Origin of the sequence: Streptomyces sp. NPDC048255 (assembly GCF_040652415.1) — a bacterium.
Classification (GTDB): domain Bacteria; phylum Actinomycetota; class Actinomycetes; order Streptomycetales; family Streptomycetaceae; genus Streptomyces.
The window spans coordinates 224,853-242,735 of sequence record NZ_JBEZMA010000004.1; the positions used below are offsets into that span (position 1 = coordinate 224,853).

The 17,883-nt window shown below is 72.2% G+C and carries 14 protein-coding genes; 8 read left to right on the top strand and 6 right to left on the bottom strand.

What is annotated here, in order from left to right; all coding sequences use genetic code 11:
• Positions 1-187: 187 nt before the first annotated feature.
• On the top strand, positions 188-2,395 hold the full coding sequence (glgX, locus tag AB0D94_RS06390) for a glycogen debranching protein GlgX (protein ID WP_362046494.1): 2,208 nt from the start codon (positions 188-190) through the stop codon (positions 2,393-2,395).
• A gap of 147 nt (positions 2,396-2,542) precedes the next feature.
• Positions 2,543-3,265 (top strand): CDP-alcohol phosphatidyltransferase family protein, encoded by a 723-nt coding sequence (locus tag AB0D94_RS06395; protein ID WP_362046330.1) that lies wholly within the window; start codon positions 2,543-2,545, stop codon positions 3,263-3,265.
• On the opposite strand, the gene AB0D94_RS06400 is transcribed toward AB0D94_RS06395, so the two are convergent.
• Entirely contained in the window at positions 3,246-3,734 is a 489-nt protein-coding gene (locus AB0D94_RS06400; RefSeq protein WP_362046333.1) for an adenylyltransferase/cytidyltransferase family protein, read from the bottom strand. The genes AB0D94_RS06395 and AB0D94_RS06400 overlap by 20 nt on opposite strands.
• 172 nt (positions 3,735-3,906) lie before the next feature.
• Here AB0D94_RS06400 and AB0D94_RS06405 point away from each other — a divergent pair, with 172 nt between their 5' ends.
• The 4 genes from AB0D94_RS06405 (at position 3,907) to AB0D94_RS06420 (ending at position 8,826) form a co-directional block, all read left to right on the top strand.
• Entirely contained in the window at positions 3,907-5,112 is a 1,206-nt protein-coding gene (locus tag AB0D94_RS06405) for a glycosyltransferase family 4 protein (RefSeq protein WP_362046497.1), read from the top strand.
• Positions 5,109-6,872, top strand: a complete 1,764-nt coding sequence (locus tag AB0D94_RS06410) for a lipopolysaccharide biosynthesis protein (RefSeq protein WP_362046336.1) — start codon at positions 5,109-5,111, stop codon at positions 6,870-6,872. The genes AB0D94_RS06405 and AB0D94_RS06410 overlap by 4 nt, the downstream gene beginning before the upstream one ends.
• A complete protein-coding gene (locus AB0D94_RS06415) occupies positions 6,869-8,074 on the top strand; it encodes a hypothetical protein (protein WP_362046339.1) in 1,206 nt (401 codons plus the stop codon). Before AB0D94_RS06410 ends, AB0D94_RS06415 begins: the two co-directional genes overlap by 4 nt.
• 95 nt (positions 8,075-8,169) lie before the next feature.
• Positions 8,170-8,826 carry a hypothetical protein gene (locus AB0D94_RS06420; protein WP_362046342.1) on the top strand — a complete coding sequence of 219 codons (657 nt, stop codon included), beginning with the start codon at positions 8,170-8,172 and terminating at the stop codon, positions 8,824-8,826.
• A 5-nt stretch (positions 8,827-8,831) separates the two neighbouring features.
• Here the strand turns inward: AB0D94_RS06420 and AB0D94_RS06425 are convergent, their stop codons facing one another.
• The gene (locus AB0D94_RS06425) at positions 8,832-10,304 is read right to left on the bottom strand and encodes a hypothetical protein (RefSeq protein ID WP_362046500.1); all 1,473 of its coding nucleotides are present in this window, start codon (positions 10,302-10,304) and stop codon (positions 8,832-8,834) included.
• Between the two features lie 161 nt (positions 10,305-10,465).
• On the opposite strand from AB0D94_RS06425, the gene AB0D94_RS06430 reads away from it, so the two are divergent.
• Together AB0D94_RS06430 and AB0D94_RS06435 are read left to right on the top strand one after the other, a co-directional pair.
• Positions 10,466-11,005, top strand: coding sequence for a WcaF family extracellular polysaccharide biosynthesis acetyltransferase (locus tag AB0D94_RS06430; protein ID WP_362046345.1), 540 nt, complete (start codon positions 10,466-10,468; stop codon positions 11,003-11,005).
• Entirely contained in the window at positions 11,002-12,120 is a 1,119-nt protein-coding gene (locus AB0D94_RS06435; protein ID WP_362046348.1) for a glycosyltransferase, read from the top strand. Before AB0D94_RS06430 ends, AB0D94_RS06435 begins: the two co-directional genes overlap by 4 nt.
• A gap of 11 nt (positions 12,121-12,131) precedes the next feature.
• Here the strand turns inward: AB0D94_RS06435 and AB0D94_RS06440 are convergent, their stop codons facing one another.
• The 4 genes from AB0D94_RS06440 to gmd form a co-directional block, all read right to left on the bottom strand.
• Positions 12,132-12,350 (bottom strand): DUF6458 family protein, encoded by a 219-nt coding sequence (locus AB0D94_RS06440; RefSeq protein ID WP_362046351.1) that lies wholly within the window; start codon positions 12,348-12,350, stop codon positions 12,132-12,134.
• A 153-nt stretch (positions 12,351-12,503) separates the two neighbouring features.
• Positions 12,504-13,184 (bottom strand): hypothetical protein, encoded by a 681-nt coding sequence (locus tag AB0D94_RS06445; RefSeq protein WP_362046354.1) that lies wholly within the window; start codon positions 13,182-13,184, stop codon positions 12,504-12,506.
• Positions 13,185-13,311: 127 nt separating this feature from the next.
• Positions 13,312-16,089 carry a DNRLRE domain-containing protein gene (locus tag AB0D94_RS06450; protein WP_362046357.1) on the bottom strand — a complete coding sequence of 926 codons (2,778 nt, stop codon included), beginning with the start codon at positions 16,087-16,089 and terminating at the stop codon, positions 13,312-13,314.
• 246 nt (positions 16,090-16,335) lie between these two features.
• Positions 16,336-17,349, bottom strand: a complete 1,014-nt coding sequence (gene gmd / locus AB0D94_RS06455; RefSeq protein WP_266934174.1) for a GDP-mannose 4,6-dehydratase — start codon at positions 17,347-17,349, stop codon at positions 16,336-16,338.
• Positions 17,350-17,883 lie beyond the last annotated feature (534 nt).

Here is a 17,883-nt window from a genome sequence, read left to right on the forward strand (position 1 = left end):
GGAGCCGTGGAGGCGGGCAGTGTCGAGCGCAGCCGAGCAAGAGGCGGTGGAAGCCGTCGGGAACGCCGGGAACTCCCCGGAAGCGGTACGGGGCGGCCCGGCCGTGCCCGCACCGCAGACCGAGGAGCAGCTGAAGACCGAGGAGCAGCCGAACAGCCGCAACGGTCGGCACGGCCGGCCCGAGGGCCTGCCGAACGGTCAGGTCAGAGGGCAGGTGTTACGCGTGTCCGCGCGCCCGGGGCCACCGGTGTGGCCCGGCTCCGCGCACCCCCTGGGGGCCCGCTTCCACACCGGCCCGGACGGGACGGCCGGCACCAACTTCGCGCTGTGGGCCCAGGGCGCGGAGGCGGTGGAGGTCTGCCTGTTCGACGAGGACGGGGGCGAGGCCCGCTGCTCCCTGACGGAGCTCACCCACGAGATCTGGCACGGTTTCGTGCCGGGCGTGCGCCCCGGACAGCGGTACGGGTTCCGCGTGCACGGCCGCTGGGACCCGTGGACGGGCGCCCGGTTCAATCCGGCGAAGCTGCTCCTGGACCCGTACGCGCGGGCCGTGGACGGCGACTTCACCCTGCCGCCCGAGGTGTACGGGCACGTCCGGGACTGGCCCCAGCAGTACATCGCGGACACCGTGCGCGACGACCGGGACTCGGCCCCGTACGTCCCCAAGGGGGTCGTGGTCCACGATGACGACAACTGGGCCGACGACGTGCGGCCGAAGACGCCGTGGGCCGACTCGGTCATCTACGAGCTGCACGTGCGCGGCTTCACCATGCGCCATCCCGGCATTCCGCGGGAGCTGCGCGGCACGTACGCGGGGCTCGCCCACCCGGCGGCGGTCGAGCACCTGCTGAAGCTGGGCGTGACGGCGGTCGAGCTGCTGCCGGTGCACCAGTTCGCGCACGAGGACCACCTGCTGCGCCGCGGGCTGCGCAACTACTGGGGCTACAACTCGGTCGGCTACTTCGCCCCGCACGCCGGCTACTCGTCCTCCGGTACGGCCGGGCAGCAGGTCGGCGAGTTCAAGCGGATGGTCAAGGCCCTGCACGCGGCCGGGATCGAGGTCATCCTCGACGTGGTCTACAACCACACGGCCGAGGCGGGCGAGCTGGGGCCGACGCTGTCGCTGCGCGGGATCGACAACCGGGGTTACTACCGGCTCCAGTCCGACCAGCGCCGGTACGCCGACTACACCGGCTGCGGGAACACCCTGCACGCCGGGCGCCCCCACGTGCTGCGCCTGATCACGGACTCCCTGCGGTACTGGGTGACGGAGATGGGGGTGGACGGCTTCCGCTTCGACCTGGCGGCGGCCCTGGCCCGTTCGATGCACGACGTGGACATGCTGTCGCCCTTTCTGGCGGTCATCGCCCAGGACCCGGTGCTGCGGCGGGTCAAGCTCATCGCCGAGCCGTGGGACGTGGGCTCGGGCGGCTACCAGGTGGGGGCGTTCCCCCCGCTGTGGACGGAGTGGAACGACCGCTACCGGGATGCCGTACGGGATTTCTGGCGGGGCGCGCTGCCCGACGTACGGGATCTGGGCTACCGGCTGTCGGGGTCCAGCGACCTCTACGCGTGGGGCGGGCGGCGCCCGTACGCCTCGGTGAACTTCGTGACCGCGCACGACGGCTTCACCCTCCGCGACCTGGTGTCCTACGAGCGCAAGCACAACGAGGCGAACGGGGAGGCGGGCCGGGACGGGACCAATGACAACCGCTCGTGGAACTGCGGGGTGGAAGGGGAGCCGCCCGAGGGCACGGACCCCCGGATCGCGGCGCTGCGGCGGCGCCAGCTGCGCAACCTGCTGACCACGCTCCTGCTGTCGACGGGGGTGCCGATGCTGGTGGCGGGCGACGAGTTCGGGCGTACCCAGGGCGGCAACAACAACGCGTACTGCCAGGACAACGAGACGGGGTGGGTGGACTGGTCGCTGCTGGAGGACCCGGCCTGGGCCGGGCTGTTCGCGCTGGCGGCCCGGCTGGTGAAGCTGCGCCAGGAGCACCCGGTGCTGCGCCGGCGGGCGTTCTTCTCGGGTCGTCCGCAGGGCGCGGACGGGCTGCGGGACCTGGCCTGGTTCACGCCCGCGGGCGCGGAGATGACCGAGCGGGACTGGTACGCGCCGGCCGCCGCGCTGGGCCTGTACCTGTCGGGGCGGGACATCCCGGGCCGCGACGAGCGGGGGCGGCAGGTGACGGACGACAGTTTCCTGGCCCTGCTGCACGCCGGTGACCGGCCGGCGGCGTGGGTCCTGCCGGGCGCGCCGTGGGCGGCGGGGTACGAGCTCGTTCTGGACACCTCCCGGGAGGACCAGGCCGCCGCGCCGGGCACCGCGCACCGGGGCGGGGAGACCCTGACGGTCCCGGCCCGGTCGGTGCTGCTGCTGAAGGTGGTGAGCTGAGGGACCGGCGCCGCGCACCGCTCCTCACCCGATTTCCGGACGTACGTGATCATCCGGAGCGGAACGGGGGCTCCGCCCTGCGATGATGTGCCCGTCGTACACGCGTGCACGGGGACGCGCGTTCCATCGAGGGGGTCAGGGGTAGGCATGACGAGTGTCGGGACCGCGCTGCGGGAGCTGCGCGGGGCGCAGAAGTCGGCGAAGGGGGTGTCGCTCTATTCGCGGTTCGTCAACCGGCCCGCGGGCCGGTACCTGGCCGCCGGGTCGTACGCCGCCGGGCTCACGCCGAACCAGGTGACGCTGATCAGCGCCGCCTTCAGCTTCGCCGCCGTGGCCGCGGTCGCGCTGGCCGCGCCCTCCTGGGGGCTCGGCGTCGCCGTGTGGGCCGCTCTGGCCGTCGGCTTCGCCTTCGACTCCGCCGACGGGCAGCTGGCCCGGCTGCGCGGGGGCGGCAGCGCCGCGGGCGAATGGCTCGACCACGTCGTGGACTGCGCCAAGCTCACCGCGCTGCACACCTGCGTCCTGATCGCCTTCTACCGCTTCCCCGACGCGTACGGCACCGGCTCCGACGGCTGGCTGCTGGTGCCGCTGGGCTTCCAGTTCGCCTCGGTCGTCACCTTCTTCGGGGGACTGCTGACCGAGAAGCTGAAGCCGAAGCCGGCGCCGGGGAGCCCCGCCGCCGCGCCGTCGACCGTACGCGCGGTGGCGCTGCTGCCCGTGGACTACGGGGTGTTCTGCCTGGTGTTCCTGCTGCTGGGCGGCGGGGAGCTGTTCCGCTGGGCGTACGCGGGGCTCGGTGCGGTCGCCGCGCTCTTCCTGCTGGCGTTCCTCGCCAAGTGGTTCCGGGAGCTCAGCGCCGTTCGGCGGTGAGCTGCTCCGGCGCCGCGAGGGGTTCCGCGAGCGCGTCCAGGGCCCGGCGCAGCTGGGTGCTGGACGTGTGGACGGTGTAGGGGAAGTAGACGACGTCGACGCCGACGGCGGCGAAGTCCTTCTCCAGCTTGTCGCCCTTGGCGGTGCCCCGCCAGTCGTCGCCCTTGAAGATGACGTCGAAGCGGACCTGCTTCCAGGTCTCCAGCTTGTCCGGGACGGTCTCCACGAAGGCGGCGTCGACGTACTTCACGCTGCGGACGATCTCCAGCCGTTCGACGAGCGGGATCATCGGGCGCCTGCCCTTGGCCAGTTCGGCCATCTCGTCGGAGACCACTCCGGCCACCAGGTAGTCGCACTGACTCCGGGCGTGCCGAAGGATATTGAGATGTCCGATATGGAACAGATCGTACGCACCTGGCGCGTAGCCCACTCGGTACGGTCTGCGCGTGGGCGCGCCAAGTTCGGACATGTCCCGCTCCGTCATCTGTTACCCCCCAGAAGCCACACCCCCCGGTGTGGCAGATCAGCAGACAATAGCGTGCACGTTCCGCACCACGCGGGTGAACGAATAGGGTGACGTGCGCATCATCCAGGGGAGAAGGGGACCTTCAGTGTCCAGATCCGGTCACCGGCGCCTGCTGCTGGTTTCCACCAACTACGCTCCCGAGCACGCGGGGATTGGGCCGTACGCCACCCAGATCGCGGAGCACTGGGCGGATCTCGGCCACGAGACCCACGTCCTCGCGGGCATGCCGCACTATCCGGCGTGGTCGCTGGAGCCGGAGTACAAGGGGGCGCTCCGGCGCACGGAGGAGCGCGCGGGAGTCACTGTGCACCGGCGTGCGCACACCGTGCCGCCGCGCCAGACCGCCGTGAAGCGGGCCCTGTTCGAAGGATCGATTCTGCTGCACGGCGCCGTGGCCCCGCCCCGGATGCCGAAGCCGGACGCGGTCATGGCCCAGATGCCCAGCCTGGCCGGCGGGGTGCTGGCCGCCCGGCTCGCGGCGCGGTGGAAGGTCCCGTACGTCCCGGTCGTCCAGGACCTGATGGGCGCCGCCGCCGCGCAGAGCGGGATCAGCGGCGGCGACAAGGCGGCCGCGGTCGCCGGCCGCGCCGAGGCCTACGCCCTGAAGCGGGCCACCCTCGTCGGCGTCATCCACGAGACCTTCGTGGACCGGGTCGTCGGCATGGGCGTCGACCCGGACCGGATCCGGCTGGTCCCGAACTGGTCGCACGTCGCGGTGCCCACCAAGCCGCGCGGCGAGACCCGGCGCCACCTCGGCTGGGCCCCGGGCCAGACCGTCGTCCTGCACTCCGGCAACATGGGCCTCAAGCAGGGACTGGAGGTCCTCGTGGGCGCCGCCCGGCTGGATCCCAGCGTCCGGTTCGTCCTCATGGGGGACGGCAGCCAGCGCTCGGCCCTCGCCGACCTCGCGGCCGACGTACCCAATCTGGACATCATCCCCCCTGCCGCCGACGGCGAGTTCCCGGATATCCTCGCCGCGGCGGACGTGCTCGCGGTCACGCAGCACGCGGCGGTGATGGACATGAGCGTGCCGTCGAAGCTCACCTCCTACTTCCAGGCCGGCCGGCCCGTCGTCGCCTCGGTGGCGGCGCAGGGCGGTACCGCCCAGGAAGTGGAACGCTCGGGCGCGGGGGTGCTCGTACCGCCGGAGGATCCCGACGCCCTGCTGAAGGCCGTACGGGCCCTGGCCGAGGACCCGGCGGGCGCGGACGAGCTGGGCGCGGCCGGACCGCGTCACGTAGCGGCCCACCTGAGCCGCGAGGCGGGCCTGGCCCGCATCGACGCACTGATGGACGAAGCACTTGGGGGGCCCAGGCCGTGATCGAGACGAACCGCCCGGCAGCGGCTCCGGCGGAGGACGAACCCGACCTCCTCCGGGACCAGTTCCGGCAGCTCCTGCGCTACCGCCGGCTCATCGGCGCGGGCATCGGAATAGGCCTGCTGGGCGGCGTCTACCTCGGCATATCCACGGCCGACACCTACGTCGCGACCGCCGACATCGTGCTGCGGGCGCCCACCGACGACCCGTTCAACCCGAGCCTGGCCCCCGACAAGGCGATCAACATCGGCTCGGAGCGCCAGGTCGCGCTCAGCTCCTCCATCGCCAACGAGGCCGCGAAGAAGCTCGGCGTCGACGCATCCGGCTTCGCCGCCCTGCGCAGCGGTCTCCAGGTGACCAACCCGCCGCAGTCCATGGTGCTCCGCTTCACCTACACCGCGTCCTCCCCCAAGGAGGCCGCCAAGCGCGCCAACGCGATGACCGAGGCCTACCTGCTCAAGCGGCAGGAAGCCCTCGACCTCACCCGCGACCAGATGGTCAAGGGCTACACGGACCAGCGCGATCCCGTGGCCAAGCAGCTCGACGACCTGGTCAAGCAGATCAACACGATGCCCGCCGGCACGGCGCGCGACGCGGCGTACGTCACCAAGACCGACCTCCAGAGCAAGGTCAACACCCTCAACAACAACATCGCCAAGCTCCAGGCCCTGGACATGACCCCGGGCCGGGTCACCAGCGCGGCGACCGCCCCCCACGCCCCCGACGGCCCCGGCATCCCCCTGTCCCTCGCCCTCGGCGCGGCCGTGGGCCTGGCGCTCGGCCTGCTGGCCGCCTGGGTCCGGCTCGTCTTCGACCCGGCCCCGCGCTCCGAGGGCGACGTGGCACGGGCCCTGCGCGCGCCCGTCCTGGGCTACCTGCCGAGGGACAAGACCGGCGGCGGGCCGCTGCTCGCGGCCGGCGAGGCCGATCCCCGGCTCGCCGAGGAGTACCGCTCGGTGGCCTTCCGGCTGGCCTACGACTCCCGCTTCGCCGACCGGCGCCGCCTGCTCGTCGTCGCCCCGCGCGGCAGCAGCGAGACCGCCGCCGCGGTGGCCGTCAACCTCGCCGCCTCCTTCGCGGAGACCGGCAAGGACGTGCTCCTCATCGAGGCCGACCTGCGCACCCCGGTCCTCGCCAGCCAGCTGCCGACCGACGCGGGCGGGCGTCCGCGCTGGAGCCAGATGCCCGGCGGCCCGGCCGCCGGCGGACGTTCCCCGCAGCAGGGGGAGTCCGACTGGCCCGACGGCCGCCAGCTCGTCGTGGACGCCGGGGAGTCCGGCGCCTTCGACCTGATCCCGGGCGAGCGGGTGCGCAACGTCGCCCGCGCCCTGACCTCCCCGCGCGCCACCCGGCTCGTCTCCGAGGCCGACTCCCCCAACTCCACCGTCGTCGTGCTCGCGCCGCCCGTGCTCTCGTACGCCGACGCGCTCGCCCTCGTCGACCGCGTCGACGGGGTCCTGGTCGTCTGCGACCCGCGCGCCGTCCACCGCAGCGACCTGTCCCGCATCCGCGAGCTGATCAGCGGCGCCGGCGGCACCGTGCTCGGCGCGGTGCTGCACACCCCGCTGCCCGGCGAGAAGCGCGGACTCGGCAAGGGCCGGGGCAAGGGCGGCCGGGCCGAGGCGGCGCCGGCGGGTCCCGCCGGCCCGGGGCGCGCGGAGCCTCAGCCGATCCCCTACGAGGTGGCCGAGCCGGAGCAGCACATCCCCGGTGACGGCACCGACACCGTCGCGCTGCGCACCGTCCGCACGGGCCGCAGATGAGCCGACGCGGCCTCGCCGCCGTCTCCTCCGTCCTGGACCAGGCCGCCTCCAGCGCCACCAACATCCTGGTGGTGGTCCTCGCCGCCCGGCTGTCCTCGGCGTCCGGCTTCGCCGACTTCTCGATGGTGTACGTGACCTTCAGCGTGCTCCTCGGCCTGAACATGGCCTACGTAGGCCAGACCCTCGTCCTGGAGAAGGGCGAGCGGCTGGCCACGGCCTGCCGCTCCGGCGCCGCCTTCACCGCCGCCGCCTCGGCCTGCGCGGGGGCGGTGCTGGCCCTCACCGGGCTGCTGCTGCCCGGGGCCACCGGACGGGCCTTCCTCGCGCTGGGCCTCGTACTGCCCCTGGTACTGCTCCAGGACGGGCTGCGGTACTGCTTCTCCGCGCTGCGCACCCCCGAGCGGGCGCTGGCCGCGGACGCGCTGCGGCTGGTGTGCGCGGTCGCCGCGCTGGCCGTGCAGCCCGAAGGGGCCTCCGCGGGACGGCTGGTACTGGTGTGGGGCCTGTCCGCGCTGCCCGCGCTGGCGCTCGGACTGTGGCTGCTGCGGCCCTACGTGCGCGGGGCGCGGGCCTCGCTGCGGCCGTACCTGGTGCGCGGGCACCTGGGGCAGCGGTTCGTGGTCGAGTTCGCCGTCGGCAACGGCTCCAGCCAGCTCGCCGTGCTGGGCCTCGGCGTCTTCGCGACCCCGCTCGCCGTCGGTGCGCTGCGGGGTGCGACCACCCTCTTCGGACCGCTGAACGTGCTGTTCAACTCCGCCAACGCCTTCGGGCCGCCCGTGCTGTCGCGGCTCGGCGGCAAGACGGCCACGGTCCGGGCGACCGTGCTGCTGGGGCTGGTGCTGGGCGGGCTCGGCGCGGGCTGGGCGACGGCCCTGTACCTGCTGCCCGACCGGCTCGGGCGCGAACTGCTCGGCGACACCTGGGCGGCGGCCTCCGCGCTGCTGCCCGCGACCGGGGCCCAGTACGCGGTGATGGGCCTGGGCACCTGTGCGCTGCTGACCCTGCGGGTGCTGGCCCCCAAGGCCACCCTCTCCGTGCAGGTGGCCTTCTCCCTGCTCTCGGTGGCGCTGCTGCTGGCCGGGTACGCGGTCTGGGGCGTGGCGGGAGCCGCCTGGGGCCTCGCGCTGGGCTCGGCCCTCAAGGCCACGGCTGCCTGGTGGCGGGTCTCCCGGCTGCCGGCGGCGGTGCCGCAGCCCGCCTGATCCCGGCTGCCGCATGCGGGCCCGCGCGGCCGGTGGAATAGTGGTGATCGGGTGTGGTTCCTCGGGGGTCGTGCGCGACTGAGGAGGAGAAACCCATGCGTGGCAGATTCCTGTCGGCCGCGATCGCGACGGGTGTTGCGATCAGCGGCTGGACCGCGGTCACCCAATCGACGGCGGAGGCGGCCGAGGCGGCCGTACCCACCGCCACCTGCGCGGTCTCGGAAGGTCCCGGCGGCCTGTTCGGAGTCTCGGGAAACGGATTCGAACCGAACGAATTGATCTACGTCTACGGGTCGGACCAGCGGAAGGTGCGCGAGACCAGGGCGATCGCCGGAGGGTTCTTCGAGGTCACCGGGCTGCCGAACGACACCTACCGCGTCGACTCGTTCCACCGCGGGAACTACCGCAAGACGGTCTGCCCGAAATTCGTGTCGGACGAGGAAGCCGCGATCACGTGCACCGTGACCAAGGGAGCGGGCCAGACCTACGGCGTGTCCGGCAGGGGTTTCCCGGAGGCCGAGACGGTCACGCTGAAGAACTCTCAGGGCGCCGTCGTGGACACCACCTTGACCATCAAGGACGGGTTCTTCGAGTTCACCGGGGTGCCCAACGACACGTACTCGGTCACCTCGAAGTTCGCCAAGGTGACCTGCCCGAAGTCCGCCGACACGGGCACGGACACGGGCACGGATCCGGGCACTGACACGGACACCGGCGGCGACACGGACACGGGCACCGACACGGGCGAGTAGCCGGCTCAGCGCAGGGTGGTGGACCTGTCCGTGCGGTAGGTCGCGACCAGCGCCAGGCAGAGGGCTGCGATCGCCACGCGTCCGGACGCCTGGAGCAGCGGGCCGCGCAGCAGGATGAAGGAGTAGCCCGCGACCAGCGGGACCACGACCGAGATCAGGCTGCCCGGCGGGGACCGCCGCGTGGCTCGTTTCGCGTAGCGCCGGTCGACGCGGGCGGACGCGTACCCCATCGCCAGCAGACCCGCGCCCATGCCCAGCGGCCCGAAGTCGATCCACAGCTCCGCCCAGATCGGCGAGGAGAGGTTGGTGTTGACCGTGCCCATCCACTGGCCGACCATCACGCCCGTGTCGCGCGGCTTGCCGGGCCACACCGCGCGGGGCACCGCGAAGAAGACCGAACCGGCGAGCTGGCGCCCGTAGAAGTGGCCGGGGCCGGACTCCGAGAAGGTGATGGTGTTGGCGAACATGCCGATCTGGTCGTAGTCCTTGAGCGCCATCGGCTCCAGGAACGACGTGGTCTCGACCGGCTTGTAGTTCTTCTCGTCGTAGCGGAAGCGGTCCGCGAACGGGAAGATCAGCAGGGCCACGACCACGGCCATCGACAGGGCCACCCGGTACATGGCGGCGCTCACCGGGAAGATCGTGAAGAGCAGCGCGAACATGACGGTGAGGAACCAGTAGCGCGGGTTCGAGATCGGGTTGTTGACCACCAGGTTCAGCACGGCGAGCGCCGACCAGGTGACGATGACCGAGACCTTGCGGCGGGCGAACTTCGAGGTGATGAGCCAGCGCGTGTACAGCAGCAGCGCCAGCAGCGCCGGTACGGTGCCGAAGCCGCGCAGCAGGGCCTGGCCGGCCTGGCCGTCGCCGTTGGAGACGCCGGCCTCCTCGATCCCCGCGATGATCTCCTGGCGGCTGGAGAAGAAGACGGCGGGGCCGCCCAGCTTCATCACGAAGGCCGCGCTGCACAGGAAGGCGAGCCCGGTGAGCAGTTGCAGGCGCCGCCGGTGCGTCATGACCGGACGCGGCTCCTTCTGGGAGCCGCCCGCCCGCCCGGCCGGCCGGTGGCGGGCGAGCAGCACGCCGACGTCGAAAGCAGTGCAGCCGAGCAGGACCAGGCCGATGGCGGCGGTGAGGTCGGAGCGGGGGCCGACCACCGGGGTCGGGACCTGGCCGAGGACGGCCTGCGCGAGCGGGGCCACGCCCATGGCCATGTAGACGAACAGCCAGAAGGAGCCCTGGAGCAGTTTGCGGCGGCTGGTGAGCACCATCGCCGAGAGCCTGGCACCCGCGTACATCGTGAGCAGGAGCTGGAGCCAGAAGGCCGCGTCGTGCCGGCCGGCACCGGACTGGGCGGCGACGAAGAGCGGCAGGAATACGGTGAATCCGAGGGCGAGCGGGACGGACAGCGCCCGGGAGAGCAGGGTGCGCGGGGTGGTGACCCGGCCCCACTGCGCCTCGTCCTCGGGCAGTACCACCGGGGGCGTGACGGCGGGCTTGTGTATGTCCGTTGCCACTGCCGCCCCCACCCCATGTGCCTGGTCCGCGCGCAGTCTAGTCTGAGCGGGCGGCGCCCGGGGAGGCGCCCGCGGGCGGGGTCCCCCGGACTCGGTCCAGGGGGAGGACGAAGGGGCTTCAGTTGCGTGATCTTCCTGCCTTCACGCTGGCCGGATACGAAAAGGGCCGCGGACTGCTGACGCAGGCGCTCTGGTTCGCCGTGATGAACACGCTGTTCATGACCTGGTTCTGCCCGGCGCGACTGCGGGTCGCGCTGCTGCGGGCGTTCGGGGCGCAGATCGGCGAGGGCGTGCTGATCCGGCACAAGGTGCGGGTGCTGTGGCCGTGGAAGCTCACCGTCGGGGACCACACCTGGATAGGCGAGGGCGCCTGGCTGCTGAACCTGGAGCCGGTGACCATCGGGGCGAACGTGTGCCTGTCGCAGGAAGCGATGCTGTGCACCGGCTCGCACGACCACCGGGCCGCCGACTTCCGCTACCGCAACGCGCCGATCGTCATCGAGGACGGCGCCTGGGTGGCGGTACGGGCCACCGTGCTGGCCGGGGTGACCGTGGGCCGCTGCGCGGTCGCGGGCGCGGGCGCCGTCGTACACAAGGACCTGCCGGAGCTGACCCTGCAGACCCAGGACGGGCGTCGCCGCCCGGTGGAGGAGCCGAAGTGAGAGTCCTGCACGCGGTCACACTGCACTCCCCCTCGCACGCCTTCGGCGGGCCGGTCCGGGTCGCGCTGAACCTGACGAAGGGGCTGCGGGCCCGGGGCCACGAGGCGCGGCTGCTCGCGCTGGGCGAGGGTTTCCCCGAGCCGTGGCCGACGGAGGTCGAGGGGGTCCCCGCCAAACTCTTCCCGGCCAGGCGGTTGCTCCCGCTGGGCTTCAGCGGGATGACCTCACCGGCGCTGCTGGCCTCCGCCGGCCGTCTGGTGCGGGACGCGGACGCCATCCACGTGCACCTGGCGCGGGATCTGGTGACCCTGCCGGTGGCCCTGGCGGCGCTGCGGGCCGGCAAGCCGCTGGTGCTCCAGACCCACGGGATGGTGGACCCGAGCGAGAAGCTGCTGGCCAAGGTGCTGGACGCGGTGGCCGTACGACGGCTGCTGCGCGGCGCTGACGCGGTGCTGTACCTGACCCCGCACGAGCGGGAGGGCCTGGACGCGGTGGTGGGGGCGCCGTTGGCGAACGCGGTCCGCCTGGTGAACGGCACTCCGGCCCAGGAGGCGCGCCCCGCCCCGAGCGGGCCGCCGCGGATCCTGTACTCGGCGCGCCTGCAGGCCCGTAAGCGGCCGGTGGACTTCGTCGACGCGGCCCCGGCCGTCCTCGCCGAGCACCCTCGGGCGCAGTTCGTGGTGGCGGGTCCGGACGAGGGCGAGCTGGCGGCCGTACGCGCCCGGATCGGGGAGCTGGGGCTGACGGACCGGTTCACGGTCCCGGGGGCCCTGTCGAGCGCGGAGGTCCTGGCGGAGCTGCGCCGGGCCCACGTCTACGTACTGCCCTCCGTGGACGAGCCGTTCCCGATGTCGGTCCTGGAGGCGCTGTCGGTGGGCGTCCCCCCGGTGGTCACCCACTCCAACGGCCTGGCCCGCGACATCTCCGCCGCGGGTGCGGGTCTGGCGGTCGATCCGGGCCCGGAGGGCGTGGCGGCGGCGGTCCTGTCCCTGCTGGACCCCGAGGCCAACCGGGCCGCCGCACTGTCGGCCCGCGAACTGGCCGCCAAGTCCTTCTCGATGGACTCGGTGCTGGACACCCTGCTCCCGGTGTACGAAGCAGCCCTACGCTCCTGAGCTCCTAGCTCCTAGAGCCCGTCCCGGCGGTGTTCCTGCACCACCGGGACGGCGCCCACGGTGCGGCGGCGCTTCAGGACGCTCGTGTACACGGCGAGGCCGATGGACCCCACCGCCATCATGATCAGGCCGACCAGGTCGAGGTCGACGCTGCGCATCTCCCAGTCCGTCGCGAAGGTGAGGACCGCCCCCACCACGATCAGACCGATGCAGCCACCCAGGCCGTTCATAGGACTCGCCTCCGAAAGGTCGGTGTCTTCGTCGCGATCTGACCCCGCGGATACCCGCTCCGGCCCCGAAAACGCCCCCGGCGGCCGGTGTTTCGGCTGCGGGGGGCGTTCTCGTCGTGCGGGTGGTTGCGTACGTACGGCTGGGGAGCGGGCCTACGCCGGCACCCAGGCGTAGCAGCCGGTGGAGTTGAACTCCGTCGTGCCCGCCGGGATCGCCGCCGTGATCTTGTCACCGGGCTTCGGCGGGGCCTCGGGGCCCGAGGCCAGGACCGAGCCGTCCTTGCCCTTCGCCTCCCACGTGCAGTTCGTGGCCTGCGTCAGCGCCCGGTAGCTGCCCGCCGCGGGGGTCTTGCGGGGGCCTTCGGGGAAGCCCTTCTCCGCCGCCGCCAGGATCGGCTTCTGGGCGGGGCACAGGTGCGGGATCGCGTCCTTGGCCCCCGGGATCTCCCCGGTGATGACGGCTCCGGTCGCAGCGTCCTTGTCGCGCTTCGCGGTGCGCTCCACCCGCTGGCAGGCCTCCTGGCCGGTCTGCAGCACGGCCGCCGGGTCCATCTTCTCCGGGACCCGGCCGCTCAGGTACTTCTTCTCCTCGGCCGTGAAGCTGCCCGTCTTCGGGGTGAGCTTCGCGTCGGGGAGCACGGGGCCGGTGGGCTTCGCCTCGGGCGAGGTCCCGGCGGTGGGCGGGGTGTCCGCGGGGTCGGGGGCGGAGGACGAGGCCGGGGGCTTCGCCTTCGCCTCCGCGCCGGAGTCGGCCTTGTCGCCGCCCGAGCTGCAGGCGGTCAGGGTGAGGGCTGCGGTCAGCAGGACAGCAGCCGCTGCGGAGCGTCGGTACATCGGGTGGCTCCCGTACTTACTGGGTGGGATGAGGGGGCGTGCGGCGGAACGGGGCCGCGTTCCCCCGGCGTGCGGGGCCCGGCCTTTCTACGGCCGGGCCCCGCACGCCGTCAGGCGGTTGCTCCGGTCACTGCGCGCCGAAGGTGAGGACCAGCTGCGGGGTTCCCTCCGCCGCGGTCGCCTCCGAGGACCAGATCCACAGCGGGTCGGTGCCCGTGCTCGTCAGGCCCATGCTGTAGCTGCTGCCCAGCACCGCGGAGACCGCGGCGGTGTCCAGCTCGACGTTGTGGACCGCCGAGCCGTCCGGCACGCCCGCGATGGTGCCGAGCGGGGTGGTGCCGAGGGTGGGCTTGGTGTTGAAGGTGGTGCCCGCGCCGCTCCAGGTGCCGGTGACCGGGACCACGGAGACGGTGTCGGCGCTGCCGGCGCCCGCCTGCGTGGTGGTCTTGATCTGGAGGGAGGCGGCCTTCAGGACCTGGCCTGCCGGGGCGGCCGGCAGGTTGAACCGCAGGTACGTCTCGTACGCCGAGGTGCCCCGCACCGCGAGTGAGGAGGAGGAACCGTAGGCGGTGCCGGGGGCACCCTGGTTGATGTAGGTGTCCTCGGTCGCCTTGACCTCGGTGACCGTGTCGGTCGGGGCCTTGGCCAGGTCGAAGTGGTTCTTGACCTGGGCCTGGGTGAGCGCCGTCGGGTAGACGGCCGACTCGTCGAGCTGGCCGGCGAAGTAGTTGCTGGTCGGGCGGGTCGGCCAGCCGGCGAGGTTGTCGCCGCCGACGTGCCAGTAGCCGACGTAGGTGCCGGTGCTCTTCGCGTTCAGCGTGCCCTTGTTCTGGCCGTCGACGTACAGCGTGATGCCGCCGGGGCCCTGGGTGCCGACCACGTGGTGCCACTTGTTGTCGTTGTACGTCTCGAACAGGCCGGTGGAGACCGTCCGGTTGGAGCCGTCGTTGACGCCGAAGACCAGACGGCCGGTGTTGGTCATGTACAGGTGCCGGTCGTACATGCTGCTGTTGCGGGTGGTGTTGTTGCCGTACCCGATCAGCTTGCCGCCGCGCGTGGTGTTCGTCTTGAACCACGTCTCGACGGTGAAGGTGTTGCCGACGCTCTGGCGGCGGTCGCCGTACAGCTGCTGGCTGGTGCCGTTGAAGCCCATCGCCGTGCTGGCACCGGTGACGGCGCCGGGGCTCTGGCGCAGGGCCGGGGCGTTGAACTGGACGCCGCTGGTGTTGCCGGCCGAGGAGTCGGCAACGTACGGGCTGACGGTGTCGTCGTAGCGCCAGTACAGCTGGGCGCCGTCCGTGCGGACCTGGTTCGGGTACGACTGGACCGAGGTCGGGACCGTCACCGAGGCGGTGGCCGACAGGGCGCTGGTGTTCCCAGCCGCGTCGGTCGCAGTCACGCGGTAGGTGTACGACTGGCCGGCCTTGACCGTGGTGTCGGTCCAGGCGGCCTGCGGACGCTCCCACTCCAGCGAGTCCGCGGTCACGGTGGCCGCCGGGGTGGCCGAGCCGTTGCGGTAGATGCGGTACGTCAGCTTGCCGTCGTCCGCGTCGTAGCTGGTGCGCCAGCGGACCTGGGCCTCGCCGGGCTTGACGCTGGCGGCGCTGGCCACCGGGGTGGTCGGGGCGCCGACGTCGCCGGTGGAGGCGAAGCGGGTCAGGCCCTGCTGCGGGACGCCGTTGATGAGGGTGAACTCACCGCCGACCCACATGTACTTGACGTCGTTCTTCTCCGCCACGGCCATGACGCGCGGGCCGATGCCCTCGCCGAGGCCGTCGTTGGCGGTGGGGTGCCAGCCGAGCTTGCGCGGGCCGCGGACGAAGCCGTCCACGGGCGCGGGGGCGGCGCCTTCGTGGTCGGTCGGCTGGGCCAGCAGGAAGTGGCGCTTGCCGTCGGGGAACTCCAGCTCGGTGGTGCAGTCGTGCGCGTGCGAGGAGCTGTAGAGCACGCCCTGGTACGGCAGCACGAACTGGGTGGCGCCGAGGCAGCGGTCGCGCCACTTCTCGCTGAAGTCGCTGAGGCGCAGGCCGATGCGGCCGTCGAAGACGCCGCCGCCGGAGCCCTCGTTGCCCGTGTAGAAGCCGGTGGCGTCGGTGGAGATGTCCTTGACGACCGAGTTCGACGGGATGTTGGTGTAGGTCTTGGTGATCGCGCCGGTGGTGGCGTTCACCACGGCCAGCGCGTGCGTGTTGGAGCCGTTGACGGAGAAGAAGTCACCGCCCAGCAGCACGTTCTTGCCGTCCGGGGTGACCTCGATCGCGCGGCCGGGCTCGTCGGCGTTGGCTACGAAGGGCTTGAGCGCGCCGGAGGCGGCGTCGACCGCGGCGAACCGCTCGCGGGTCTGGCCGTCGACCTGGTAGAAGTCTCCGGCCGCGTACAGGGTGTCGTCGGTGACCGCGAGCCCGCGCACGGTGGCGGGGAAGCCCGGGTGGAACGAGGCCTTGGGGGTGCAGGTCGCGATGTCGATCGCGGCGACGCTGGAGACCGGGGTGCCGTTGACGGCTCCGAAGTAGCCGCCGGCGTACAGGGTCTTGTTGTCCTTCGAGACGACCAGCGTACGCACGGTCGCGGTGCCCTCGCCGATGGTGAAGGCGAGCTTGCAGGCGGTGGGGTTGCCCGTCGCGGCGTCGAGCGCGACGAAGTTCACGGCCTCCTGCTCGGTACCGCTGCCGGAGCCCTCGGGCGGGCGGACCGCCGAGAAGGTACCGCCGGCGAACACGGTGCCGTTCGCCTGGGCCATGGCCCAGACGATGCCGTCGGGCTGCCAGGTGGGCAGCTGGTCGGCGGTGAATGCCACGGGCTGGGTGATGGCGGACGCCTGAGGCATCAGCACCAGACCTATACCGGTGCCGGCACCGGCCAGTGACAGGACGAGGGCAGCAGTCAGCCCTCTGGATCTACGCATGAGCCCCCCAGGGCAATCGCCCGGTTTGATGGCTGAAACTATCCGAACAGCCATATGTACTGGCGCAGACTAGGGCTCACGCGACGGCCCGGTCACCTCACTTGACCCATTGCATACCAACTTGGAATCAACAGGGTTCAGCATGGAGGGCGCACTACGGACATACGGCAGCTTTGCCCCGGTCAAGCCCGCGCAGAATGGTGGGCATGACCGGAACACGGCAAAGCGTAGGGGAAATATAAGGCCTCAGCGGTCGATGCGAACCGTCACGCCCGCCAGTTGGTCCTCGACCTGGCGGATGTCGGCGTCAACCATGATCTTGGCCAAATCGGCAACCAGGACCGTCGGCTTCCAGCCGAGCAGGTCGTGGGCCTTGGAGGCGTCGCCGATGAGGGCGTCCACCTCGCTGGGGCGCTCGTACTTGGGGTCGTAGCGCACGTGCTCGTTCCAGTCGAGACCGGCGTGCGTGAAGGAGGCCTCGACGAACTCGCGGACGGTGGCGGCCACGCCGGTGGCGACCACGTAGTCGGTGGCCTCGTCCTGCTGGAGCATCCGCCACATGGCGTCGACGTACTCGGGGGCGAAGCCCCAGTCGCGGACGGCGTCGAGGTTGCCGAGGTAGAGCTTCTCCTGGAGACCGGCCTTGATCCGGGCGACCGCGCGGGTGATCTTGCGGGTCACGAAGGTCTCGCCGCGGCGCGGGGACTCGTGGTTGAAGAGGATCCCGTTGACGGCGAACATGCCGTAGGCCTCGCGGTAGTTCACCGTGGTCCAGTACGCGAAGACCTTGGCGGCGCCGTAGGGGCTGCGCGGGTGGAACGGGGTGCCCTCGTTCTGCGGGGGCGGGGTGGCTCCGAACATCTCCGAGGACGAGGCCTGGTAGATGCGGGTGTCGATCCCGCTGGCCCGGATCGCCTCCAGCAGGCGCAGCGCGCCGAGGCCGGTGACGTCACCCGTGTAGAGGGGCGCGTCGAAGGAGACGCGGACGTGGGACTGGGCGCCGAGGTTGTAGACCTCGTCGGGGCGTATCTCACGAAGCAGGTTCACCAGGGCGACGCCGTCGGACAGGTCGGCGTGGTGCAGGACGAAGGACCGGTTGGCGGTCTGCGGGTCCTGGTAGATGTGGTCGATCCGCTCCGTGTTGAAGCTGGATGAGCGCCGCACCAGCCCGTGCACCGTGTAGCCCTTGGAGAGCAGGAGCTCGGCCAGGTACGAGCCGTCCTGCCCGGTGACGCCGGTGATCAGTGCGGTCTTGCCCATGTGGGCCCCCCTGAGGTTCGTTGCGGTTCATGGTGATTGGGTGTGGTCCGTCGTGGTGAGCGGGCCGCGCGGGCCGAGTCCCGGCAGGGGGACGCGCCGCTCCGGTCCGTGGCCCGGGACCGGATGGGTACCGTACACGTCCCCCTGCACGGCTTTCCCCTGACTGAGGGACGGCCCGGGGGCCCACTGGCGCCAGGCTCCGCTGCCGAAGCCCGGGCGTGGGGCGGGGACGCGCAGGAGGGTCCCCGCAGGACGAGCGCGCAACCCGGGCCGGGCTTGCGCAGCCGAGGCCCAGTGCGCGAGCCGAGGAGACACTCCGGAGCGTCCCCGCCCCACACCCGAACCCAGCCCCGCCGGCGTTTGAGGCGCGGGGTCCGGGGCGGAGCCCCGTGCAACGGCGCCGCACACGCACACCCCGCCAAGCCCCGCAGGGACACGGCGGAGCCCCGTGCAACGGCGCCGCACACGCACACCCCGCCAAGCCCCGCAGGGACACGGCGGAGCCCCGTGCAACGGCGCCGCACACGCACACCC